Raw genomic sequence first — 22667 nt, 5'->3', positions numbered from 1 at the left:
CATCGGTACGAGCTGCCGTGCTACTGCCGCTGCCACTGCCGCTCGCGTGGCGGGGGAAATACTGCCTGTTTTTTTCCGGCGCGAGTGCCGCAGTCCGTCCAGCGGCTCATTTAGCTTACGCCAGGGCCGCTCGGCCGGGCACAGCATCAATAGCGACAGAATTGGTGTGGCGACGTAATGGAAACCAGTCGTATCGATGACGTTCTCCCTCTCACCCCTCTTCAGGAGGGAATGTGGTTCCACGCCGGGTTCGACTCGTCGCGGCCGGACATCTACGTCGCGCAGTGGGAGCTTCGCCTAGAGGGTGAACTGGACGACGAGACGCTGCGGTCGGCGTACACCGCCCTGGTGAACCGGCATGCCGCGTTGCGCGCGGCCGTCGTCACACGCGCGGACGGTGAGCCCGTACAGGTGATCCTGAAACATGTCGAGCCCTCCTGGCGGGTGGTCGACCTGACCGGCGTGCCTGAGGACCGGCAGCCGGCGAAGGTGAGGGCGCTGGCCGACGCCGATCGTGAGCTGCCGTTCGCCCTCGACAAGCCTCCGCTGCTGCGCTGCAGCCTGCTCCGGCTGAGGCTGGGTGAACACCGGCTCATCCTCACCGCCCATCACATCGTCGTGGACGGATGGTCTGCGTCGATCCTCCTGCCGGAGCTGTTCCAGATCTACGCGGAAGGCGGCACCGCGGCCGGATTGCCGCGTGCGAGTGCCTATCGCGATTACGCGGCATGGCTGGCCGCGCAGGATGCCGAGGCGTCCGACGCCGCGTGGCGGGCGGCACTGGACGGCGTCACCGGCCCGACCCTGCTCGCCCAGCCGGACGGGCGTTCCTTGCAGGGCGCCGGCTGGTCGGACTCCATCGACGTCACGGTGGACAAGGACCTGTCGCGGCGGCTCACGGACTTCGCCCGGGCCCGCAATCTCACGCTCAACACCGTGGTCCAGGGCGCTTGGGCGGTCACGCTCGCCCACCGCACCGGGTCCGACGACGTCGTCTTCGGGCTCACAGTCGCAGGGCGGCCGGCTGAACTCAGCGGTGCCGAAAGGATGGTGGGGCTACTCGTCAACACCGTCCCGGTGAGAGTCCGATGCGATCCAGCCGCGTCGTTCCACCGCTTCCTCAGCGACCTCGCCAACTCGCAGGCGGAGGTGCTGGCCCATCAGCACGTCGGATTGGCCCGTGTCCAGCGGCTGGTGGGTGTTGGCGAGCTGTTCGACACGCTGTTCGCGTTCCAGAACTACCCCGCCGATCTCGGCACCGCCCCGGTGGACTTCGGAGATCTGCGGGTCCGCGTCGTCGCCGCACGGGACCAGACACATCTGCCTCTGAGCGTGCAGGTCAGCCCGGGCCCGCCCATCCTCGCGCGCTTCAACTTCCGGCCCGACCTGCTCGGTGTGGGGGAGGTTGAGCGGGTTGCGGGGATGTTTGTGCGGGTGTTGGAGAGTGTGGTGGGTGATGGGTGTGTGGGATGTGCGGATGTGCTCGTCGAGGGTGAACGGAAGGTGGTGCTGGAGGAGTTCGCCCGTGGTGGTGAGGTGAGCCGTCCGCCCGGTGTCGCGGGTGGTGTGGGCGGGGTGTTCGCAGGGGTGGTGGAGCGGGTCCCCGATGCGGTGGCGGTGGTCGCCGGTGAGGAGCAGGTCTCCTACCGGGAGCTGGACGAGCGTGCGGGACGGCTGGCCGGGTTGCTGGCAGGGCGTGGTGTGGGTGCGGGCGATCCGGTCGCGGTGATGGTGCCCCGGTCGGTGGAGATGGTGGTGGCGTGGCTGGCGGTGGTCAAGGCCGGCGGGGTGTACGTACCGTTGGATCCCGGCTATCCGGTTTCACGCACCGCGGCGATGGCAGGGAAAGCGGTCCTGGTCGTCAGCGTCGGCGAACACGCCGAACTGATCGGCCAGGTACGTGAGCATGCCGGTCCGGATGGTGACGTACCGGCGCTGTGGCTGGACGATCCCGGCACCGCCGACGCACTGGCGCAGGTCCAGGCAGGCGCCGCGGTAGCAGTGGACGGTGACTCGCCGATCTACGTCATGTACACCTCCGGGTCGCAGGGCCGGCCCAAGGGGGTGGTGGTCACCCACCGGGCCGTCGTTGATCTGGTGGCCGACTCCGCTCTGTCGGCGGCTGCCGCCGGGCGGGTCCTGGTGCACTCACCGCAGGTCTTCGACGCCTCCACGTTCGAGGTCTGGGGGCCGCTGCTGTCGGGCGGCACCGCGGTCATCGCACCCCCGCACCGCCTCCACACCGACGAACTCGCCACCCTCATCAGCACCTCCGAACTCGACTCCGTATGGATCACCGCGGGTCTGTTCACCATCATGGCCGCCGACACCCCTGAGTGCTTCGCCTCGGTGCGCCAGGTCTGGGCCGGCGGGAGCGTGGTACCGCCGGCCGCCGTCGAGGCCGTCCAGCGAGCCTGCCCCGGCACACAGGTGGTCAACGGCTACGGGCCGACCGAGACGACCACCTTCGCGACAGCGTTCCCCCTGGAACCGGGACCAGCGGCCGCCAGAGTCCCGATCGGACGTCCCCAGGACGGCGCCCGCGCCTATGTTCTGGGTCCCGGTCTGGCGCCGGCCCCGATCGGTACCGTCGGCGAGCTCTACCTCGCCGGCACCGGCCTCGCCCAGGGCTACCACCACCAGCCCGCCCTCACCGCCCAACGCTTCACCGCCGACCCCTACGGCCCACCCGGCACCCGCATGTACCGCACCGGCGACCTCGCCCGCTGGAACCCCGACGGCACCCTCGACTTCCACGGCCGCGCCGACGACCAGATCAAAATCCGCGGCCACCGCATCGAAACCGCCGAAATCCAGCACACCCTCCTCACCCACCCCCACATCCAACAAGCAGTCGTCACCACCCACCACAACACCCACACCGGCCCCCAGCTCCACGCCTACGCCGTCCCCACCCCCCACACCACCCCAACCCCCACCCCCGACCAACTCCACACCCACCTGACCACCACCCTCCCCCCCTACATGCTCCCCACCACCATCACCATCCTTGAGAGCCTCCCCCTCACCCCCAACGGCAAAATCAACCACCACGACCTCCCCGCACCAACCACACACCACACAGACCAGCCCACACGCACACCCCGAACACCCCACGAACACATCCTGTGCACCCTGTTCAACCAAACCCTCGGCATCACCCACACCACCCCCACCGACAACTTCTTCCACCTCGGCGGCCACTCACTCCTCGCCACCCGCCTCACCAACACCATCCGCCAACACCTCAACGTCGACATACGCGTACACCAGGTGTTCTCGGCACCGACCGTGGCGGAACTCGCACTGCTCATCGACGACCTCGAGCCGGCCAAGCCGACGCTCCGCCCGATGAGGCCCCGTGCTACCCGTCCCCAGCCCTAGCAGAGCTGGCGACCACGGCCTCGACCTGCTCGTCCGTGATCCTCCAAGGAACCCCCGAACGCGGCCGGTCCACCAGAACCTGAAGCCGCCAGCCAACTAACGACTCAGGACACTTGGGAGCGGCAATGTCAGAACAATCTCGTCCGGTGCGTTGGGTCTGCGTCTTCTGCGGGGCGCGGCCGGGAGATAAAGCGTCCTACGCCGACTCCGCACATGCCCTGGGAGAGGTACTGGCCGAGAAGGGAATCGGCCTCGTCTACGGTGCGAGCGGGCTGGGCCTGATGGGCGTCCTGGCCAAGGCGGTGCTCGACGGTGGCGGCGATGTGATCGGCGTGATCCCGCACCACTTGGTCGAGCGGGAGCAGATGGCGGGCCAGGCCACGCAGCTCTACCTGGTCAAGTCGATGCACGATCGCAAGAGCCTGATGTACCGGCTGGCCGACGCGTTCGTGGTCCTTCCCGGTGGCTACGGGTCGATGGACGAACTCATGGAGACGCTGACCTGGTCCAAGCTGGGGCTGCACGAGAAGCCCACAGCGATACTGAACGTCGAGGGATACTACGACCCGCTGATCCAGTGGTTCGACCGGGCGCGCGAAAGCGGCTTCATCGATATCAAGGACCGCGAACTCGTGCAGATCGCCGACTCCGTCGAGGGCGTTCTCAAGGCCCTCCGCCTGGACTGAGCCAAACATCCGACAGTGTCCGCCGCCCTGCTGGCCTTGGCTTCCTGGCCGGTCAGCAGGGCGGCCGTTCCGCATGCTTCGGGTCTACGAGAGTCACCCGGGCCGTCGATCGGCAAGGGTCTTCGAGTCCGGCGCGGGGAGCACTCTGCGGACCATGAGGCAAAGCCCGCCGGCGAGCACGGCGATGAACACCAGTGCCGTCAGTATGAGCCGCCCGGCGTCCAGCACGGTGGCACCGCGGCCCCCCAGCATGCCCCCCACCACCGCCGCACCGACCATCACACCGATCTGCATGCTGGTGGCCAGCACGCCCGAGGCGGCACCCGCCGACTCCGGCGTCACCCGGTACAGCGCCACCGCCGAGAGCGGCGTGAGCAGGAGCGCGTTGCCCATACCGATGCAGCACATAGCCGCCGCGAAGTCCTGCCAGCTCGCGTTCCGGTCCATGCCCACCAGCACCCACAGCATGCCGACCGAGATCACCAGGGCACCGGCGAGCAGCAGATAGCGTCCCTCCACCTTGTCGCTGAGCTTTCCCGCCACCGGACTGAGCAGCATGGAGAACAACGAGGCCGGCATGAGCAGCAGCCCGGTGCGGAGCGCACTGAACTCCAGAACGCTCTGGAAGTAGACGGACAGCGTGAGCACCAGGCCGACCATCAGGACCGCGGCCAGGACGGCGTAGACGTTCATCACCGTGTAGTTCCAGTCCCGGAAGATACTGACGGGAACCAGGGGTTCGCGGTCCTGCCGCCGGCGCTGCTGGAGGCAGAACAGCACGCCGAGCCCTGCCGCTCCCGCCAGCGTCCACCAGATCCACCCGCTCCATCCCGCGCTCTCGCCCTGGTTGAGGCCGACGGCCAGGGCCAGCAACGCGCCAGAGGAGAGAGCGACGCCGCCGAGGTCCAGACGGCGGGGGCGCGGCGCCGTGACGGGGATCGCGATCCAGGCAAGGACCAGGATGGCCACACCAATGGGGAGGTTGAGGAAGAAGATCCACCTCCAGTCCGCCAACGACACCAGGAGTCCGCCGAGCACGGGTCCGGCGACTGCGGCGGCACCTCCGACACCGCCCCGGATGCCGAGGGCCATGCCGCGCCGCTCCGCAGGATAGGTCTCCACCAGCAGCGCCATGCTCTGCGGAATGATCAGTGCCGCACCCAGCCCCTGCAGCCCTCGGGCAGCGATGAGTTGCTCCGGGCTCTGAGCCAGCCCGCCGGCAACGCTGCACAGAGTGAACATCGTGACGCCGATGAGCAGGGTGCGGCGCTTTCCGTAGAGGTCGCCGAGGCGTCCGGCCGAGATCAGGGCCACGGCCAGGGTGAAGACATAGGCGCTCATCACCCATGCGGTCTGCTGGAGGTCGGCGTTGAGATCGTCGGTGATACGGGGCAGTGCGACGGGAAGGATCACACCGTCGAGCTGAGCCTTGAAATAGGCAAGGCACAGCACGGTGAGGATCAAGCCGGGGTGGCTGCGCGGAGTACGACCGGAGTCCGCGGCCTTGTGATGCTCGTCCTGGTCAGCCCGCACGCTCGGTTTCCCTCCACACGACGGCCGGCACCTTGTTCGTACGGTCGATCCGTTCCAGCCGGCCGACGGCGCACACCGCGAGCCGTTCCGGGCTCTGCCCGACGACGAGCTCCAGGCTGTAGAACTCGCGCATCATCACCGAACAGATCCTCTCCGGATCGGCGTCGCCGGTCAGCCGCACGGTCAGCCGGTCGGCCACATGCTGGCCGCCCGGCGCACCCGTGAACACCAGCTGCGCTCCCGTGACGCCGGCCTGTGACGTCACGACGTCCAGGATCTCGCTGATGCTCAGCAGGGTGCCGTGCAGCTTCACCGAGTCGTCCGCCCGCCCCTCCACCCGCAGAGCCCGGGGACGTTCGCACCGGCACGCGGCGGCAGCCAGCCGGTCGCCCAGGCGATAGCGGACGACGGGTACCGTCCAGCCGTCGCCCGCCCGGCTGAGGAGCGCACCGGCGGCGTCGAACTCAACCACCTGATCGGACATGAGATGGAGTGTCCCAAGATCACAGGTGGGAGTGCTGGTGCCGATCACGTAGGTCTCCACGGACCCGTAGTTGCCCCACAGGCCCGCGTTCGGAAACGCTCTGCGAACTGCCGCTTCCTTGGCGGGAGTCCAAGGTTCGGCCATCCAGATGATGGTGTCGACCGCCAGGTTCTCCCCCGCCTCCAGCAGACCCTCCGCAAAGTCCGCGAGTGCCGTCGGGGTCCCCGCCAGGGCAGTGACGTTCATCCGGTGCAGCAGCGGGAGCCAGGCCCCCACCTCCGCCGGGGAGTAAGGGCCGGACGGCAGGACGTGGCTCCCGCTGCGCTCGGCGAGAGCCTGCATGTAGTAGTGGGAGGCCCACAGCCGGCCCGGAGTGAACAGGTTGAGCAGCGTCGCACCGGGACGCAGTGGCGCCCACTCCGGCAGCAGGCGGTCCAGCGCCTGGTGGCAGGGGACGTACGTCGGTTTGGGAGAGCCTGTTGTCCCCCCGCTCGCGAGGATCACGGCAGGGGTGTCTCCGGCAGCGCCCGCGCACGACACGGTGAAGATGCAGTCGGCGCCCGTCACCTGCAGATCGGCCAGGCTCGAGGCTCCGTCGGGGACTGCGGGCCCTCCGTATGCCTCCAGCTTCCGGGCCTGGGCGAGGATGTCGTCCCACGGCACGGCACCGACCGTCTCTCCGCCCGGCTCCGCTCCCGTGCCCCGGTGCTGGTCTCGCAGCACGGTCACCGTCCGCCGGCCATTTCTTCCACTGCACTCTGTGCCGTGAATTCGGCGTGTCCGCGCATGTACGCGCGAAAGCGCGCCTCGACGACGCTTTCTGCCACCACATCCTGGCCGGAGTCGCCGGTGAATCTCACTGCCCCGTCCAGCTCGATCTCCGAGAGCCAGAACCGCTCGCCGTCCTGGAGGAAGTCAACACACAGATACGGGGCGGGGACACGCTCGTACACATAACGCACCGCATCCGCCAACTGCTCCGGCAGTTCGACATAGCCACGCTCGAGACTTCCTCCCGAGGATTTCATGGCGACGAGGCAGTAACCGTCCTTGATCCCGGTGAGCGTCGTGTGCGGCTTTCCTTCTATGGTGAAGATCCGGTACTCGCGGATGCCCGGGAAATAGGGCTGGACCACCAGGGGGGTGTCTGATCCGCCGGCAAGCCCAATGACTCCGCGCAGATCGAATATGTTGTGCACGACCGAAACGCCGAGCCCCATCCCCCATGTCGCCGGCTTCACGATGAGCGGGTAATCGAGATCGGCCAGAGTCTGGTCGTAGTGGCCCGACATGGCCTCACGTCCGCTGGTGAAGCGGGCAGTCGGCAGAACGGGAACCGGGCAGTCCTTCAGACGGATGGCCGTTGCCCCCTTGTCGGCCCCGATGTAGGACAGGGCAGGCGGCACGGGCAGGTAGAAGCCGAGATGTTCGAGCAGCGTGAAGGAATGGAGCTGCGCCGGCACGTCCGGGAGCTGGTGCGGCAGCGAGTACAGCGAGGTGACGAAGAGCGTGTCCTCGGGTGTGACCTGCTCGCCCTTGAGGAAGACCCGGGGTACGGCCCGGCTCGTGATGTCGACGGCGAGCTCCTCGGGCTTGTTCACGGTGAGCTCCAGCCCGAGCTCGGCCGCCTTCTTCTGGTAGGGCCTCCAGACGGCGTTCTCCTCGAAGTCCCGCTGCTCCGGAATTCTGCGCTCCGGATAGATCCAGGCGATCCGGGTGAGTGACGAACCGGAGCCGTTGTCGTTCTCGCGCATGTCTACTCTCCTCCTGGAATACTGACACTGAGGTGTGGCGCGGCCACGTCGGCGATGAACTTGAGGACCACATCGGCGAATCGCTGCGGCTCCTCGACGAAGGGCAGGTGCCCGCTTTCCTCGAAGAGCTCGAGGCGGGATCCAGTGAGCGTCTGCGCGAACCAGTCCCCCACGGCGGTGGGGTAGATCTGGCTGCGGGCACCGTGGATGAACAGGCTGGGCACGTCGACGGTCCGCGGAAGCCGCTCCCGCCAGTCCTGGCCGGCCACGTCGGTCAGCAGCTCCGCCATCGCGACCGGATCGCACCGCAGCGTCTCGGCGACGAGGCGTTCCAGCAGGCCGGGATCCGGTTCCCTCCCCGCCGCGAAGGAACTGCCCAGAAGGGTGCGGGCGAAGGCTGCGGGATCATCGACCATGCTGCCCGCCAGTTCGGCGGCACCTGCGGGCTCCAGCTGCCCGAACGCGGCGTGGGGCCAGTCCTGCGCCATGGTCAGCTTCGGCGTCTGCTCGACGGAGACCAGTGCGGCGAAGCGTGACTGCCGGTCCTGTGCCAGGCAGGAATACGCGACCGTCGCCCCCAGTGACCAGCCCAGCAACGTCACGTCCCGCAATCCAAGCTGCTCGCAGCCGCGCAGCACACGGCGAGCTGCCGCGTCCACGCCGAGGGCGCCGGCGGCGGCCGTTTCACCCGAGGACGAGCCGTGTCCCGGGAGTTCCACGATGAGGACGCGGTGGCTTCGGGCCAGGCGCTCGGCGGTGTCCTCCAGGAAAGCCGCTGTGGCACCGAGCCCCGGCACGATCACCACCGGGCGCCCCTCTCCCCGCTCGTAGCAGTGGGGTGCCGAGCCGTTGGTTCCGTTCACTGGTCCGCTCCTGCCCTGCTCCGGATGAGCGCCTTGTTCGGCTTCCCCACCGCCGTGCGGGGGATCGTGTCGGTGACGACGACGTCGCCCGTCAGGCCGTGGTGGCCGACGAGCCGGGCACGCACCTCGGCACGCACCTCTTCGGCCGCCCGGCCGGGTGCCGGACGTACGACCACGTGCACCCGGACGTCCGGGTCGTCAAGGTCCGCCACGACGCTGACCGCCTCGGCCACCGGGCAGTGGGCGACGAGGTCCTCGTCGAGTCCGGGTGTGAAAAGCAGGCCGTGGGTTGCCGGGAGGGATTCGGAGACCCGGCCAAGGATCCGGTATCGGCCGGAGTCGTCGCGCTGTGCCACATCGCCGGTCCAGTACTCCCCGTCACGGAAGGTCCGCAGGTGCGCGACCTCGCTGTGGAGATACCCCTCGCTCGTCCACGGGGAGCTCAGCACCAGCTCACCGGCCTCGTCCCGCCCGGCACCGGCGATCGGCTCGAGTCGCGCCTCCACACCCGTAACGAGCGGAAGGTGTCGGCTTACCGCGGGGGCGGACGGCAGATCGACGGCCGCAAGGCCGAACTCGGTGGATCCGTATATCTCACAGAGGACGATCCCCAGCGACCGCCTGCAGCGTGCGACCAGGTTGGAGCCCACATACGTGCCTCCGCACAGGGGGAGCCGCAGCGCCGACAGCGTTGGGCGTTCGGCATCCTTCTGGGTATCGGCGGCATCCGCCAGCTGCGCATAGTGGCGCGGAAGAGCGCTCATCATGGTGGCACCCGTCCCCTCGAGCTCTCCCAACAGACGCTCGGGCTCGGATTCCGGCTCGCCGAGCACCAGCGGCGCGCCCGCGAGCAGGGCCGCGAACAGGTGCAGGTCCGTGGCGTGGGCAACATCGAGTGTGTGGCCGCAGAAGACCACATCCGTGTCCGTCAGGCCGATGTGCCGCACCCACCGCTTCCGCTCCTGAAGAAGCTTGTCCTGCCTCCAGGAGATCATCTTGGGAAATCCGGTGGATCCCGAGGACCACAGGATGCGGAACGGACCGTCGACCGCGTCCCGTTCGGCCGGTGAGGAGACGGGCGGAGGGCCGGCCGACTCGAGCTCCTTGAGAGCAACAGAGTCAACCGTCGGGCTCACCAGATGGTGTTCGTCCTCGGTCACCACGAACATGGGCCGGGTCCGCCGGATCGCCTCGTCCAGACCCTCCCGGTCGAATTCACGGATGAGAGGCACGTAGACGGCGCCGGTCTTGGCGACGGCCAGAATGAAGGCCACGTACCCGGTGGAGTTGCGGAGCCCTCGGCAGGCGACCACATCTCCCCTGCCCACCTGTCGGGCCGCGAGCCCTTCGGCCATACGGTCTACGTGCGCCAGCAGTTCCTGGTATGTCACCGCTTCGCCGTTCGCCGTACGCACAGCGATGGCGTCCGGGCGACGGTGTGCCATGGTGGCGAGCATCCGGTAGAGCACGGCGCTACCTCGTCACGGCTTCAGCACCACCGGAGTCTTTCCAGCCCGCGAACGTCACGAAGCGGCAGTCCTTCGCAAGGCAGTCCACATCGACGAAACCGCATTCACGCAGCCAGCCGAGCTGACTCTCGGTGTCCGCGCAGATGTCGTACTTCATGCGTTCACGCCCTGCCGCCCACTCCTGCGGAGGCGTCTGCGACAGCCGGACGTGCTCCTCATGACGCCGGTCGTACAGCTCCTCTACACGGGCGCTGGGGGCAACCACCTGATCAACGTTCACGAACACCCCGCCTGGACGCAGGACCTCGAGAATCCGGGAGAAGAGTTTCCGCTTCCCGTCGTGCGGCAGGTGATGGATCGCGAGTGCACTGATCACGGCATCGAAAGGGCCCTCGGGAAGTGCGTCTTCCGCCATGTCCGCCGTCACCAGCTGGACCGTCGCGTCCTTGGTGAAACGGTGTTCCGTCTTCCTCAGCATCTTCGAGGACAGATCGAGAAGAACCAGGTCACAGTCCGGGACACGCTTTTGCACCGCCGCACTCAGCAGACCGGTACCCGCGCCCAAGTCGAGCACCTGGACCCTTTCCCCGTCTGCTGTCCGTCCCGATGCCACGACGTCCGCAGCACAGTCGTAGAGCAGATCGAAGGACGGAATGAGCTGACGACGGAGAGCATCGAAGGACTCCGCGTCCCAAAGCTCACCGACATCTGAAGATTTGGCCATCAGATTTCCTTTCCGCTGACGCCAGCCTCCGGGTTGGACCGGAGATTTCCGCAGCGCGGACCCAGCTTTACCGAAAGCCTTTGAATCACCACGCGCTGTGACTGCACTCAAGGTAGGTCTCGCAGTTCATGCCGCCTGTCGCTCGTCGTACTGGCAGGCAACAGCAAGTACAGCAGGTACGTGGCACTGCGTTCTAGGCAACGAACCGGCAACGAACCGGCAGTTGGCGAGTGAACCGCAGTACCGGAAACCTGGGGAGAAGCCCATCAGCCACGAGTCCGACGAGCACCTCGCACGCAAGGAACGCGTCGCGAAGGACTCCGAAGATCACGGCTTCCACGCCGACATCGAGTCGCAGACCGCCGACGGGCACGCGCGCCTTGATGTACGCATCGACGGAGCCAACGGCATCGTCCTGGGCTACGAGCCGCAGCTGAGCGCCCAGACAGCCCGCGGAATGCGTGCACGGGAGGGGTTCCGGCGCCGCGGCGGTATTCAGTCGGTCTGGGACTTCGCCGACCCCGACCACGCAGGCATCGGCGCCGTTCCTTACGTCCGCACGCCCAACCTGCCGGCCTCCGTCATCCGCGTGCAGAAGAACTCCATCGCGGTCCAGGACGGCAACTTCGTCCTGGAGGAGGGCCAGTGCAGCCAAAACGGCGCGCTCACCCGGTGCCCGGAGAAGCCCTACGACCCGGAGAACCCGACCGACGCCGGGTACTGCGGAGGCTGGCACCGCGTCCTCATGCCCGCCCATCAGTCAAGCACCTTCACAGGGGAAGGCGGCCTCACCCTCACCCGGTTCATCGTGGAAGCTGCAGCCGGTGAGCGGATCCCGTTCCAGCGCGGCGGCCACCACGGTTGGCTCCCCGCGCAGCGGTGGCAGCAGTACCTCGAAGCGAACGGGCCCGCCCCGGACGACAAGGAGCCCCAGCCATCCGTACGACAGGGGGACCGGCACGACAGGTGCACCAAGGACCGTCCCGCTTCGCAGGTGCGGGCTGAACCGAAGCAGAGACGTGGCAGCCGTGCCATCGTCCTTGAGTCCCGCCCCCGGGAAACCGAGGCCGCCAGGGTTCCGGTCGACGCGTCGGGTCAAGCGATCCCGCTCTGCCGCTTCGGCTGCGGTCAGCCCGCAAGCCTTCCAGGACCCGAAGGGCTGCCTGAGCACTTCTCGTGCCGCAGGAAACATGAGGCGTGATCTATCGGCCACCGCTGACCGCCCCTCGCTGCGTCACCCAGCGCCAGAGCCCCCTATCCGCATACGGCGCTCTCCGCGCCAGCGGAAGTGCGCCGCCCATTGCCGCAGAGGAACAAGGCCGACCTCCAGCGCAGAGCCCCGGCCTGCGCCGCGCTCTGCCCTATGAGCAGAACCGAAAAGGCGTCCGTCAGCCGTGGGAGTCCTCTGGGACTTTTCTGGGACTTCCGGCTTCATCAAACGGCACGAGCATGAAAGAACTGAAAGACCATTCAAGCAGGTCAGCGACCAAAGACCCCTCATCGCAGCAGGTCACCGCGCTAGCTGGTCTCTTCCGCGACATCTGACCAGCAGGACTCAATGGGTCTGCGCCCAGCGTCACCTGCCTGCGGCACCCCATCGATATACGCCCCCCACAGGGCTTGACCTGCCCAACGGATGGCCTGACATACCATCTGAACGAGCGTCAAATGAGCGTCACGAGCGTCATTTCGGCGTCAAGATATCGCCCGTAACGCCCACACCGCACATAATGCGCACGCATAAAACCGCAGGTCAGGCACCCTTGCCCACCGGCTCCAGGATCGTCACGCACTCCACGTGGTGCGTCATCGGAAAGATGTCGGCTTCCGACGGAGGGTTGTAACTTGCCTCCTGCTCAAGCACAGCCAGGCTCACGCCTGGCGCTCATTCGCTCGACAGGCTCGAGCCCGCCCTCGCGGGCAGTCGCTCAACGTACCCTTGGCAGCACTTCAAGTGGCATGACGTCCCGTGCCACCATGCCCCGCCACAACGGCACCTCCTGGGGAGAATCTGGGGAGTATCGACGGCCCTGGGGAGCGCGTGGGGAGAATCGACCGCGTAACGCAGCACGATCCCGAAAGAGCTGAAAGACCTATCCGCCCAGGTCAGGGGCGGGTAAGGCCGCATCGATGCAGGTCAGCGCCACCCGGTGGACAACTTCATGCCGAAGGTGCCCTGGAGGGTGGGGCGGGTGGTGAACATACGGCTTCTCACCTCGTTGTTTCCTCGCGCCTGGCCGGACCGGTCGGCGCGCGGGACGGTTCCTGGGGAGAGTCCGGGCGGGGGCCCGGGGCCGGGCCCTCCCCTCCGTCCGCTCCTCCGGCAGGCTACTCGGCGAGGGTTCCCGGACCGGGCCCCGGATCAGGCGCTGGTCGTGGATCCGGGGCGCACGATCATCAGGACCACGACGACCGCCCAGAGCAGATTGAAGGCGCCGGTGAGCCCGGAGAGCCGGGCGGCGGCGCGTGCCATGTCTGCGCCCTCCCCCTTCTCGGACGCCTCGATCATGCTCTCCTGGCCGGGCAGGATCGCCAGCGCGAGGATCGCGGCGGCGATCGCCGTCAGCACGATCGACACGATGAGCCAGGCGTCGGTGAGGACGCCGAGCTGCGCGCCGGTGGCGATGCCGAACACGGGGACGGCGACCCCGACGATCGCGTAGCCGGCGCAGATCCGGTGGAGCAGCGCGGCGGCGGCAAAGGGGCGTCCCTCCTCCCCCGCCTGGCGCGCGTAGCGCGGGAACATCGACGCCGCGACGGCGATCGGCCCGACCACCAGGATCGAGGCGAGGACATGGATGGACAGCAGCAGCTTGGTCACCGCGGGGCCCTTCGGGGAGCGCATGAATAAGTTGGCTGCCAATAGGTACCACGCCAATGCGTTCTATAGGTAGGCTGTCTACTCATGAAGACAGACGCGGTGCGCGGGCACCTGGACGGACTGCTGCTGGCCGTGCTCGAACCCGGTCCGCTGCACGGCTACGCGATCATCGCGGCGGTCCAGGAGCGGAGCGAGGGCGCGCTCCAGCTCCGTACGGGCACGATCTATCCGGCCCTGAACAGGCTTGAGCGGCTCGGACTGCTCGGCAGCAGCTGGGAGTCCGTCGGCGAACGGCGACGGCGCTGCTATCGACTGACCGACGCCGGGCGCGGCAGTCTTCAGAGCGAACGGACGGCGTGGCACGAGTTCACGACGGCGATCGGCTCGGTCCTGAACCCGGCCGCCGACGCCCCGGCGCCGAGGCCCGCGACATGAACCACGTGAACCACGTGAACCACGTGAACCACGCGAACGGCATGAAGGGCTTGAGCACCGCACCCGGCGACCCGGTCGCGGACCATGTCGCGACCCTGTCCGCCGCGCTGCACGGCCCGGTCGGGGCCAAGTCCCGGATGATCGAGGAGATACGGGACGGACTCACCGACACGGTGGAAGCACACACCCGCGACGGCCTGCCCTACGACGAGGCCGCCCGCCTGGCGGTGCGGGAGTTCGGCTCCCCCGAGGAGTTGGCGCCCAGCTGCCAGCGGGAGTTGACCATCGCGCAGACCCGGCGGACCGCACTGTCCGTCACCCTCACCGTCCCGTTCCTGATCGCCTGCTGGCATCTGATCTGGAGCGCGGGGCAAGGCTGGCAGCTCCACCACACGGCGCAGCTCCTCGCCGTCCAGCTCGCGGCCGTCGCGGCCGTCGCCACGCTGCTCGCCGCGGCGGCGCTCGCCGCCACGGGCGCGCTGGCCCGCGGGCTGCGGACACCGGAGCGGCTGCCACTGGCGGTCGCGTGGGCCGGCACGACGGCGGGTGTGGCGATGGTGGTCGCCACCCTCGCACTCGCCGTGCTGTCACCGCTGGCGACCAACTGGCCACTGGTCACCCTCGCGGCCATGGTCACCGCCCTCTCGCACGGCATGGTGGCCTCCTCGGCCCGCGCCTGCCGCCGCTGCGCGCGCCTGCCGGTGACGTAGCACGGTGCGGACGGCCCGACGGGCGGGCGGATCATCCGGGGCGGGTACGGGATGATCCGCCCGCCCGTCGGCGTTGCAGCGCACAGACAACGAGAGGTGGAGGCGGAGCGGTGCACGGTGAGTACAAGGTGCCCGGCGGCAAGCTCGTCGTGGTTGATCTGGACGCGAGGGACGGCGTCCTGCGTGATGTCCGGGTCTCCGGGGACTTCTTCCTGGAGCCGGACGAGGCGATCCACGCCATCGACCGGGCGCTCGAAGGCGCGCCCGCCGACCTCGACGCGGTCGCTCTCGGCGCCCGTATCCAGACGGCGCTGCCGCCCGGCACCCAGATGTACGGGCTGACGAGTGAGGGCATCGGCATCGCCGTCCGGCGCGCGCTGGCGCACGCCACCGACTGGACGGACTACGACTGGCAGCTCGTCCACATGGAACCGCAGCCGCCCGCGCTCCACATGGCCCTGGACGAGGTCCTGACGCAGGAGGTCGCGGCCGGCCGCCGCGCGCCGACCCTGCGGGTCTGGGAGTGGGCCTCCCCCGCCGTGGTGATCGGCAGCTTCCAGTCGCTGCGCAACGAGGTGGACCCGGCGGCGGCCGAGCGGCACGGCGTGACGGTCGTACGGCGGATCTCGGGCGGTGGCGCCATGTTCATCGAGCCCGGCAACACCATCACGTACTCGCTGTCCGTCCCCGACGCCCTCGTGCAGGGCCTGACGTTCGCCGACAGCTACGCGTATCTGGACGACTGGGTGCTCGGCGCGCTGGGCGACATGGGGGTCAAGGCCTGGTACCAGCCGCTCAACGACATCGCCACCGAGGCGGGCAAGATCGCGGGCGCGGCGCAGAAGCGGGTGGTGGGCGGCGGCGCCGTACTGCACCACGTGACGATGGCGTACGACATCGACGCCGCCAAGATGCTCGAAGTCCTGCGCATCGGCAAGGAGAAGCTCTCCGACAAGGGCACGCGCAGCGCGGCGAAGCGGGTGGACCCGCTGCGCCGCCAGACGGGGCTGCCGCGCGAGGCGGTCATCGAGCGGATGGTCGGGTCATTCCGCGGGCGGTACGGCCTGACGGAGGGGAAGGTCACCGACGAGGAGATGGCACGGGCGCGGGAGCTGGCCGAGACGAAGTTCGGCACGGCCCGGTGGACGGCGCGCGTGCCGTAGCCGGGGCGCGGGCGGCCGGGCCCGCCGGCACCGGGGCGCGGCCGCGCGGTGGACCGTCACCGCGCGGCGCCCGTCGGACGGGCCCCCGGCAGAGGCTCAGGCCAGCGCGGGGATGATCTCGGAGCCGTAGGTGTCGATCGTCGCCTCCTTCGCGTCGTGCATGTTGTAGAGGGCGAACTGGTCGACACCCAGGGCCTGTAGCGTCTTCAGCTTCTCGATGTGCGCCTCGGCCGGGCCGAGCAGGCAGAAGCGGTCCACGATGTCGTCGGGCACGAAGTCCGTGGACGGGTTCCCGGCGCGGCCGTGGTGGCTGTAGTCGTACCCCTCGCGCTGTTTGATGTACGTGGTGAGGGCGTCGGGCACCAGGTCGGAGTGCTCGCCGTAGCGGCTCACCAGATCCGCGACGTGGTTGCCGACCATTCCGCCGAACCAGCGGCACTGGTCGCGGGCGTGCGCCAGGTCGTCGCCGACGTAGGCGGGGGCGGCGACGCAGATGGTGACGGAGTCCGGGTCGCGTCCGGCGTCGGAGGCGGCCGTACGGACGGCGTTGACCATGGTCTCGGTGAGATAGGGGTCGGCGAGCTGGAGGATGAAGCCGTCGGCCTTGGCGCCGGCCATGGCAAGAGCCTTCGGCCCGTACGCGGCCATCCACACCGGCAGCTTCCCGTCCCGCACCCAGGGCAGCCGGATCGGATTGCCGTCCACCAACGCCTCGCGCCCCTCGGCGAGTTCGCGGATGACGTCGATCGCCTCACCGAGCCGCGCGAGCGTGTTGGGCGGGCGGCCGGCGACCCGCATCGCGGAGTCGCCGCGGCCGATGCCGCACACGGTGCGGTTGCCGTACATCTCGTTGAGCGTGGCGAAGGTGGACGCGGTCACCTCCCAGGTGCGGGTGCCCGGGTTGGTGACCATCGGCCCGACGATCAGTTTGGTGGTGTGTTCGAGGATGCGGCTGTAGATGACGAACGGCTCCTGCCACAGCACGGCGGAGTCGAAGGTCCAGCCGTACCGGAAGCCGTTGCGCTCGGCGCGCCGCATGAGGCCGACGACCGCCGACGCCGGCGGGTCGGTCTGGAGGACGAGTCCGAAATCCATGGCGGGGCCACTCCCAACATTCAGGTGAGGTACTGACAGGTGGAGCGGGGGGTGTAACTGCCGTGTCCAGGGCGCCCGGTGTACTTGCGGCCGTCGATGACGACCTCGCCGCGGGAGAGCACGGTCTCGACCTGTCCGGTGATCCGCTTGCCCTCGTACACCGAGTAGTCGACGTCCATGTGGTGCGTCCGGGCGGACAGGGTCTGTTCCGCGTGCGGGTCGTAGATGACGATGTCGGCGTCGGCGCCCGGCGCGATGGTGCCCTTCTTGGGATACAGACCGAACATCCGGGCGGGGCTCGCGCAGGCGATCTCGATCCAGCGGCGCCGGGAGATGTGCCCGTCGACGACGGCCTGGTGGAGGAGATCCATCCGGTGCTCGACGCCCGGCAGCCCGTTGGGGATCTTGGAGAAGTCGCCGCGGCCCATCTCCTTCTGCCCGTTGAAGCAGAACGGGCAGTGGTCGGTGGAGACGACCTGGAGGTCGTCGGTGCGCAGTCCGCGCCAGAGTGCGGACTGGTGTTCGCGGGGCCGCAGCGGGGTCGAGCAGACGTACTTGGCGCCCTCGAAGTCCGGCTCGGCGAGATTGTCGGTGGACAGGAAGAGGTACTGCGGGCAGGTCTCGCCGAAGACCGGAAGTCCCTTGTCGCGGGCGGCGGCCAGCTCGGCGACGGCCTCCTCGGCGGACACGTGCACGACGTACAGGGGCGCGTCGGCGACGCGGGCGAGCTGGATCGCGCGGTGTGTCGCCTCGGCCTCCAGCAGCACCTTGCGGACCTCGCCGTGCTGGCGGGGGTCAGTGCGGCCGGCGGCGAGGGCCTGCTCGACGAGGACGTCGATCGCGATGCCGTTCTCGGCATGCATCATGATCAACCCCCCGTTGTGGGAAGCCCGTTGCATGGCGCGCAGGATCTTGCCGTCGTCGCTGTAGAACACGCCGGGGTAGGCCATGAACAGCTTGAAGGAGGTGATGCCCTCCTGGACGAGGAGGTCCATCTCCTTGAGGGAATCCTCGTTGACGTCGGCGAGGATCATGTGGAAGCCGTAGTCGATGGCGCAGTTGCCGTCCGCCTTGGCGTACCAGGCGTCGAGCCCTTCGCGCAGCGCCTGGCCGGGTGACTGGATGGCGAAGTCCACGATGGTCGTGGTACCGCCCCAGGCGGCGGCGCGGGTGCCGGTCTCGAAGGTGTCGGCGGCGAAGGTCCCGCCGAACGGCATCTCCATGTGCGTATGGCCGTCGACGCCGCCGGGGATGACGTACCTGTCGGTGGCGTCGATGACCCGGTCCGCGGTCCAGCTCGCGGCGACGTCGGAGCCGCCCGCGGCGAGTGCGACGATACGGCCGTCCTCGGTCAGCACATCGGCGTGGACCTCGTCGGCGGCGGTGATGACCAGACCGCCGCGGACGAGCGTGCGTTTACTCATGACTTGGCCCTCCGTGACAGGACGGAACGTGAACGTGACATGGCTGGGGCGAACGGCGAACGGCGGCGACTAGACGCTGTCCAGGGCGCGTTCGAGGATCGCCGCGCCCTCCTCGGCCTCCGCGACCGTGAGGGACAGCGGCGGGGCGACGCGCAGCACGCTGGAGTCGTGCCCGCCGCCCTTGCCGATCAGCAGGCCGGCCTCGCGTGCCGCCTCGGTGACAGCCGCGGCGGCCTCCGGGTTCGCCTCGTCGGTGCCCGGCTTGACGAGTTCGATGCCGATCATCAGGCCGCGTCCGCGCACCTCCCGTACGGCGGGGACGCCGGCGCCCGCGGCGCGCAGCCGCTCGATCAGCAGGCCGCCGACGCGGCGCGCGTTGCCGGGGAGGTCGTGCTCCAGGAGGTACGCGAGATTGGCCACCCCGGCCGCCATCGTGACCGGGCTGCCGCCGAAGGTCGAAATGGAGTTGGCGTCAAGGCAGTTCATGATCTCGGCGCGGGCGACGACACCGCCGATGGACATGCCGTTGCCGATGCCCTTGGCGAAGGTGAGGATGTCGGGCGGGCCGTTCTCGGCGTGCGCCTGCCAGCCCCAGAAGTGCTCACCGGTGCGGCCCCAGCCGGTCTGCACCTCGTCGCTGATCCACAGGATGCCGTGCCGGTCGAGGACTTCGCGGAACGCGGCGTACAGACCGTCCGGCGGTGAGGTGAATCCGCCGACGCCCTGGATCGGCTCGGCGATCAGCGCGGCGGGCACCCGGGTGTGCCCGAGCAGGTCCTCCAGGTCGGCGACGCACGCGGCGATGAAGTCCGTGTCGGACAGGTGCGCGTACGGGCCCCGGGTGCGGACACCGCCGTGCACGTACAGCGTCTGGAGCGGCGAGAGGCTCGTCGGGGACCAACTGCTGTTGCCGGTGACGGACACGGTGGAGAAGGACCGGCCGTGGTAGCTGTTGCGCATCGCGAGGATCTGGTTGGAGCGGCGGTACGCGGTCGCGAGCAGCAGGGCCGTGTCGTTGGCCTCGGTGCCGGAGGTGGTGACGAAGACCCGCGCGTCCGGGATGCCGGAGAGGGCGGCGACGCGCTCGGCGAACTCCACCATCGGGCGGTTGAGGTAGAGCGTGGACGAGTGGATGATCCGCCCGGCCTGCTCGGCGACCGCCTTGGTGACCTCGGGGAGGGCGTGGGCGGTCATGGTCGTGAGGATGCCGCCGAAGAAGTCGAGGTAGCGGTTGCCCTCGGCGTCCCAGACGTGACGGCCCTCGCCGTGGGTGAGTTCGATGGGCCGCCGGTAGTAGAGGGCCAGCCAGTCGGGGAGGACGGCGCGGTGCCTGCCGTGCAGATCGGTGGCGGGGAGGCGTACGGCCGCGTCGTGGGACGAGGGACCGGGGCCGGCCGGGACGGCGGCCGGACCGGCGGGTGCCTCCGTCACGGCTGCACCAGCCCCTCGTACGCGTCCGGGCGGCGGTCCCGGTAGAACGCCCACTGCTGGCGGACCTCGTCGATGACCCCGAAGTCCAGGTCCCTGACGACCAGTTCCTCGGCCTTGTCGCTCGCGGGCTCGCCGACGAACTGGCCGCGCGGGTCGACGAAGTACGACGTCCCGTAGAAGTCGTTGTCGCCGTACTCCTCCTGGCCGACGCGGTTGATCGCGGCGACGAAGTACTCGTTGGCGACGGCGGCGGCGGGCTGTTCGAGCTGCCACAGATAGCTGGAGAGACCGCGCGAGGTGGCCGACGGGTTGTAGACCAGCTCGGCGCCGTTCAGGCCGAGTTGGCGCCAGCCCTCCGGGAAGTGCCGGTCGTAGCAGATGTACACGCCGACCTTGCCGACGGCGGTGTCGAAGACGGGCCAGCCCGCGTTTCCGGGCTTGAAGTAGTACTTCTCCCAGAAGCCCTTGACCTGCGGGATGTGGTGCTTGCGGTACTTGCCGAGGTACGAGCCGTCGGCGTCGATGACGGCCGCGGTGTTGTAGTAGAACCCGGACTGCTCAAGCTCGAACACCGGCACGACGACGACCATTCCGGTCTCCTGCGCCAGGGCCCGCATCCGGGTCACGGTCGGTCCGTCGGGGACGGCCTCGGCCCACCGGTAGTGCTCGGGCTCCTGCACCTGGCAGAAGTAGGGGGCGTTGAACACCTCCTGGAAACCGATGACCTTGGCGCCTTGCCGGGCCGCCTCACGGGCGTGCTCCTCATGCTTGGCGATCATGGATTCGGTGTCGCCGGTCCAGGTCGCCTGGACGAGTGCGGCGCGTACGACTCTGGCCACGAGCTGCTCCTTCGGCGGAAGGTCGAGCGTTTGCTGGGCGTTTCCCGAGCGCGTTCCAAGCGCCTTTCGAGCGCTTTCTACGCCCGTAGATATGGTGCGTAGGAGGAGAACCTAAGCCCGCCGTCCCACGGGGGCAAGACCATCGCTGTCAAGCCGCAGAGTCGATCATGATTCGCACCCGCCCGGTCCACAGGTCGTCCGGGCGCCGCCGCCGTAGCGGTCCGGCCGGGCCGGAGCCCGGCGTACCCGGCCCCGTCAGGCCCCGCCCCTGCCCGCGCTCCGCAGCGCACGGGCAAGATCGCGTTCGTGCCCGGTGGAGATGTTTCGCGCCGCTTCGAGCAGCCACGGGACCAGGCGCGACGGGTCCGCCGCCGCGATGCGTGCCGCGTCCTCGGGCGAACGGGCGCGGACGAACGCGCCGAGCAGCGCCTGGACCTCCCCGGCGCGGCCCGCGTCGCCGAGGGCGAGGGCCGCGTCGCCGATGTCCTCGGCGGGCCGGGAGACGGCCTGGCGCAGCAGTACACCGCAGTCCGCGTCGCGGCCGGCCATGGCGAGCGCGCTCGCCGCCGCCGCGAGCCGGTCGGGCGGCAGCGACGACGCCTCCCACAGCACCGACGCCCAGTCGGCGCCCAGCTCGGCGCGGTGCAGTTCGGCGGCGAGGAAGGGCAGTTGCTCGGCGGGTCTGGCCGCCGCCTCGCAGAGCGCCACGTGCGCCTCACCGCTGCGGCCGGCGGCCCGCAGCCGTACGAGCACGGCCACCGTGTCGAGGGCGGCGCGGCGCGCCTCGGCCTGCTCCCGCGTCAGACCGCTGTCCGGCCCGTCCGTACGGGTCCGCTCGGAGCCCGACGAGCCGTCGAAGCGGGCACCGCGCGGCGGTGCGGTGGCGGAGGGCGGTACGAGGGTGGGGGACGCCGGATCGGTGCCTTCGGTGAAGGCGAAGCGCACGCCCCGCTGCTTGCGCTGCTTACGGCGCTGGCCGGGCACCTGCGCCATCTCCTGTGAATCCTCGGGGCCGACGGCCGGGTTGGAGCCCGTGTCGCCCTCGTCATCGGCACCCCGGCGGCCGTCCGGACCGCCCCAGCCCGCGGAGTCGCGCCGGCCGTCCCGGCCACCGGCCTCGGTGCGGCCCGGCTCGGGGCGGAACCACTCGTCGGGCGGGGTGGGCCGGCCGCCGCCGGGACGGCCGAAAACCGACTGGTCGTCGACCGTAGGCTCCTCGGCCCGGTACCACCCGTCGGCGGCCGTGGGTCTCGCCTGCGGGGAGCCGTACTCGGGGCCGGCCGGCGCCGCGTGCGTGGGCGAGGGGGAGCGTGGGGCGGGTGCGCCCTGTGTGCCGTGTGCGGACTGCGGGGAGTGTGTGGCCTGGGCGTTCGGCGGCCCGGTGACGGCCGCCAGACGCTCGTGCAGTTCGGCGCAGCGGGCGGTGGCGCGCGCGTAGTCGTCGCGGACCCATGCCAGGTCGTATTCGAGCTGGTCGGCCTCCGGCGACCCCTCGCCCACCAGCCGGAGGCGGCGCATCACCTCGTCGGCGCGGCTCGCGGCCGTGGCCTGTTCGTGCTGCATCAGCCGCAGCCGCTCGCGCAGCGCGTCGGAGCCGCCGGGGAGCCGGTCGTGCGCGGCGGCGGACGCGGCGTGCAGTCTGCCCGCCCGCGCCGTCTCGCGGTCGACCGGCCGGTTCTCATGGCTCGCGGCGAGATCGTGGAGCAGCGACTCCACGACGTCCCACGGCGGTACTTCGGCACCGTCGAGGCAGGCCCTGAGCCCTTCGGGGTCCCGCTGCCTGAACACGGCGTACCAGCCGCCGTCCGGGTCGAGGAGCGCCGTCATCCCGCGGAAGTACCGCGCGAAAGCC

General features: G+C 69.4%; 18 protein-coding genes. 6 read left to right on the top strand and 12 right to left on the bottom strand.

Features of this window, described 5'->3' with window-relative positions; all coding sequences use genetic code 11:
- The first annotated feature begins 177 nt into the window (after positions 1-177).
- Both SSPS47_RS28955 and SSPS47_RS28950 read left to right on the top strand, forming a co-directional pair.
- Complete coding sequence (locus SSPS47_RS28955; RefSeq protein WP_275405176.1) at positions 178-3384, top strand: amino acid adenylation domain-containing protein; 3207 nt, start codon at positions 178-180, stop codon at positions 3382-3384.
- 125 nt (positions 3385-3509) lie between these two features.
- Positions 3510-4070 (top strand): TIGR00730 family Rossman fold protein, encoded by a 561-nt coding sequence (locus SSPS47_RS28950; RefSeq protein WP_164253514.1) that lies wholly within the window; start codon positions 3510-3512, stop codon positions 4068-4070.
- Positions 4071-4163: 93 nt separating this feature from the next.
- Here SSPS47_RS28950 and SSPS47_RS28945 read toward each other — a convergent pair whose 3' ends face one another.
- From SSPS47_RS28945 to SSPS47_RS28920, 6 genes are read right to left on the bottom strand one after another with little or no spacing between them, the layout of a single operon-like run.
- A complete protein-coding gene (locus SSPS47_RS28945; RefSeq protein WP_164253513.1) occupies positions 4164-5603 on the bottom strand; it encodes a DHA2 family efflux MFS transporter permease subunit in 1440 nt (479 codons plus the stop codon).
- Positions 5593-6816 (bottom strand): AMP-binding protein, encoded by a 1224-nt coding sequence (locus SSPS47_RS28940; protein WP_164253512.1) that lies wholly within the window; start codon positions 6814-6816, stop codon positions 5593-5595. The genes SSPS47_RS28945 and SSPS47_RS28940 overlap by 11 nt, the downstream gene beginning before the upstream one ends.
- Positions 6813-7841 carry a hypothetical protein gene (locus SSPS47_RS28935; RefSeq protein ID WP_164253511.1) on the bottom strand — a complete coding sequence of 343 codons (1029 nt, stop codon included), beginning with the start codon at positions 7839-7841 and terminating at the stop codon, positions 6813-6815. The genes SSPS47_RS28940 and SSPS47_RS28935 overlap by 4 nt, the downstream gene beginning before the upstream one ends.
- A 2-nt stretch (positions 7842-7843) precedes the next feature.
- Positions 7844-8647: an alpha/beta hydrolase gene (locus SSPS47_RS28930; RefSeq protein WP_164253510.1), complete on the bottom strand. Its 804-nt coding sequence runs from the start codon at positions 8645-8647 to the stop codon at positions 7844-7846.
- 53 nt (positions 8648-8700) lie between these two features.
- Entirely contained in the window at positions 8701-10149 is a 1449-nt protein-coding gene (locus SSPS47_RS28925; protein WP_164253509.1) for a class I adenylate-forming enzyme family protein, read from the bottom strand.
- Between the two features lie 28 nt (positions 10150-10177).
- Positions 10178-10897: a class I SAM-dependent methyltransferase gene (locus SSPS47_RS28920; protein ID WP_164253508.1), complete on the bottom strand. Its 720-nt coding sequence runs from the start codon at positions 10895-10897 to the stop codon at positions 10178-10180.
- Positions 10898-11120: 223 nt separating this feature from the next.
- Here SSPS47_RS28920 and SSPS47_RS28915 point away from each other — a divergent pair, with 223 nt between their 5' ends.
- Positions 11121-12098, top strand: coding sequence for a hypothetical protein (locus SSPS47_RS28915; RefSeq protein ID WP_164253507.1), 978 nt, complete (start codon positions 11121-11123; stop codon positions 12096-12098).
- A 1161-nt stretch (positions 12099-13259) separates the two neighbouring features.
- Here the strand turns inward: SSPS47_RS28915 and SSPS47_RS28910 are convergent.
- Positions 13260-13718: a DUF2269 family protein gene (locus SSPS47_RS28910; RefSeq protein WP_164255132.1), complete on the bottom strand. Its 459-nt coding sequence runs from the start codon at positions 13716-13718 to the stop codon at positions 13260-13262.
- A gap of 84 nt (positions 13719-13802) precedes the next feature.
- Here SSPS47_RS28910 and SSPS47_RS28905 point away from each other — a divergent pair, with 84 nt between their 5' ends.
- From SSPS47_RS28905 to SSPS47_RS28895, 3 genes are all read left to right on the top strand, one after another.
- Positions 13803-14153 carry a helix-turn-helix transcriptional regulator gene (locus SSPS47_RS28905; RefSeq protein WP_164253506.1) on the top strand — a complete coding sequence of 117 codons (351 nt, stop codon included), beginning with the start codon at positions 13803-13805 and terminating at the stop codon, positions 14151-14153.
- 41 nt (positions 14154-14194) lie between these two features.
- On the top strand, positions 14195-14863 hold the full coding sequence (locus SSPS47_RS28900) for a permease prefix domain 1-containing protein (RefSeq protein WP_164255130.1): 669 nt from the start codon (positions 14195-14197) through the stop codon (positions 14861-14863).
- 110 nt (positions 14864-14973) lie between these two features.
- Positions 14974-16026 (top strand): biotin/lipoate A/B protein ligase family protein, encoded by a 1053-nt coding sequence (locus SSPS47_RS28895; RefSeq protein ID WP_164253505.1) that lies wholly within the window; start codon positions 14974-14976, stop codon positions 16024-16026.
- A 96-nt stretch (positions 16027-16122) separates the two neighbouring features.
- Here SSPS47_RS28895 and SSPS47_RS28890 read toward each other — a convergent pair whose 3' ends face one another.
- The 5 genes from SSPS47_RS28890 to SSPS47_RS28870 form a co-directional block, all read right to left on the bottom strand.
- Positions 16123-17121 (bottom strand): TIGR03842 family LLM class F420-dependent oxidoreductase, encoded by a 999-nt coding sequence (locus SSPS47_RS28890; RefSeq protein WP_164253504.1) that lies wholly within the window; start codon positions 17119-17121, stop codon positions 16123-16125.
- Between the two features lie 20 nt (positions 17122-17141).
- Entirely contained in the window at positions 17142-18545 is a 1404-nt protein-coding gene (gene hydA, locus SSPS47_RS28885; RefSeq protein ID WP_164253503.1) for a dihydropyrimidinase, read from the bottom strand.
- Between the two features lie 69 nt (positions 18546-18614).
- Complete coding sequence (locus tag SSPS47_RS28880) at positions 18615-19886, bottom strand: aspartate aminotransferase family protein (RefSeq protein WP_164255128.1); 1272 nt, start codon at positions 19884-19886, stop codon at positions 18615-18617.
- Positions 19887-19972: 86 nt separating this feature from the next.
- The gene (locus SSPS47_RS28875) at positions 19973-20815 is read right to left on the bottom strand and encodes a nitrilase-related carbon-nitrogen hydrolase (RefSeq protein ID WP_164253502.1); all 843 of its coding nucleotides are present in this window, start codon (positions 20813-20815) and stop codon (positions 19973-19975) included.
- A gap of 255 nt (positions 20816-21070) precedes the next feature.
- Positions 21071-22642 carry a hypothetical protein gene (locus SSPS47_RS28870; RefSeq protein ID WP_239065099.1) on the bottom strand — a complete coding sequence of 524 codons (1572 nt, stop codon included), beginning with the start codon at positions 22640-22642 and terminating at the stop codon, positions 21071-21073.
- Positions 22643-22667: the final 25 nt, after the last annotated feature.

It is taken from the genome of Streptomyces sp. S4.7, assembly GCF_010384365.1.
Lineage (GTDB): Bacteria > Actinomycetota > Actinomycetes > Streptomycetales > Streptomycetaceae > Streptomyces.
Note: the sequence above shows the minus strand (reverse complement) of the source record. Positions and strands in the feature narration are given on the sequence as shown.

What these genes read in the sequence shown, in the direction of transcription:
- SSPS47_RS28905 (WP_164253506.1), top strand. Translation starts at nt 13,803, where the DNA reads ATGAAGACAGACGCGGTGCGCGGGCACCTGGACGGACTGCTGCTGGCC.
- hydA (WP_164253503.1), bottom strand. Translation starts at nt 18,545, where the DNA reads ATGAGTAAACGCACGCTCGTCCGCGGCGGTCTGGTCATCACCGCCGCC.
- SSPS47_RS28925 (WP_164253509.1), bottom strand. Translation starts at nt 10,149, where the DNA reads ATGGCACACCGTCGCCCGGACGCCATCGCTGTGCGTACGGCGAACGGC.
- SSPS47_RS28870 (WP_239065099.1), bottom strand. Translation starts at nt 22,642, where the DNA reads ATGACGGCGCTCCTCGACCCGGACGGCGGCTGGTACGCCGTGTTCAGG.
- SSPS47_RS28955 (WP_275405176.1), top strand. Translation starts at nt 178, where the DNA reads ATGGAAACCAGTCGTATCGATGACGTTCTCCCTCTCACCCCTCTTCAG.
- SSPS47_RS28900 (WP_164255130.1), top strand. Translation starts at nt 14,195, where the DNA reads ATGAAGGGCTTGAGCACCGCACCCGGCGACCCGGTCGCGGACCATGTC.
- SSPS47_RS28920 (WP_164253508.1), bottom strand. Translation starts at nt 10,897, where the DNA reads ATGGCCAAATCTTCAGATGTCGGTGAGCTTTGGGACGCGGAGTCCTTC.
- SSPS47_RS28890 (WP_164253504.1), bottom strand. Translation starts at nt 17,121, where the DNA reads ATGGATTTCGGACTCGTCCTCCAGACCGACCCGCCGGCGTCGGCGGTC.
- SSPS47_RS28950 (WP_164253514.1), top strand. Translation starts at nt 3,510, where the DNA reads ATGTCAGAACAATCTCGTCCGGTGCGTTGGGTCTGCGTCTTCTGCGGG.
- SSPS47_RS28935 (WP_164253511.1), bottom strand. Translation starts at nt 7,841, where the DNA reads ATGCGCGAGAACGACAACGGCTCCGGTTCGTCACTCACCCGGATCGCC.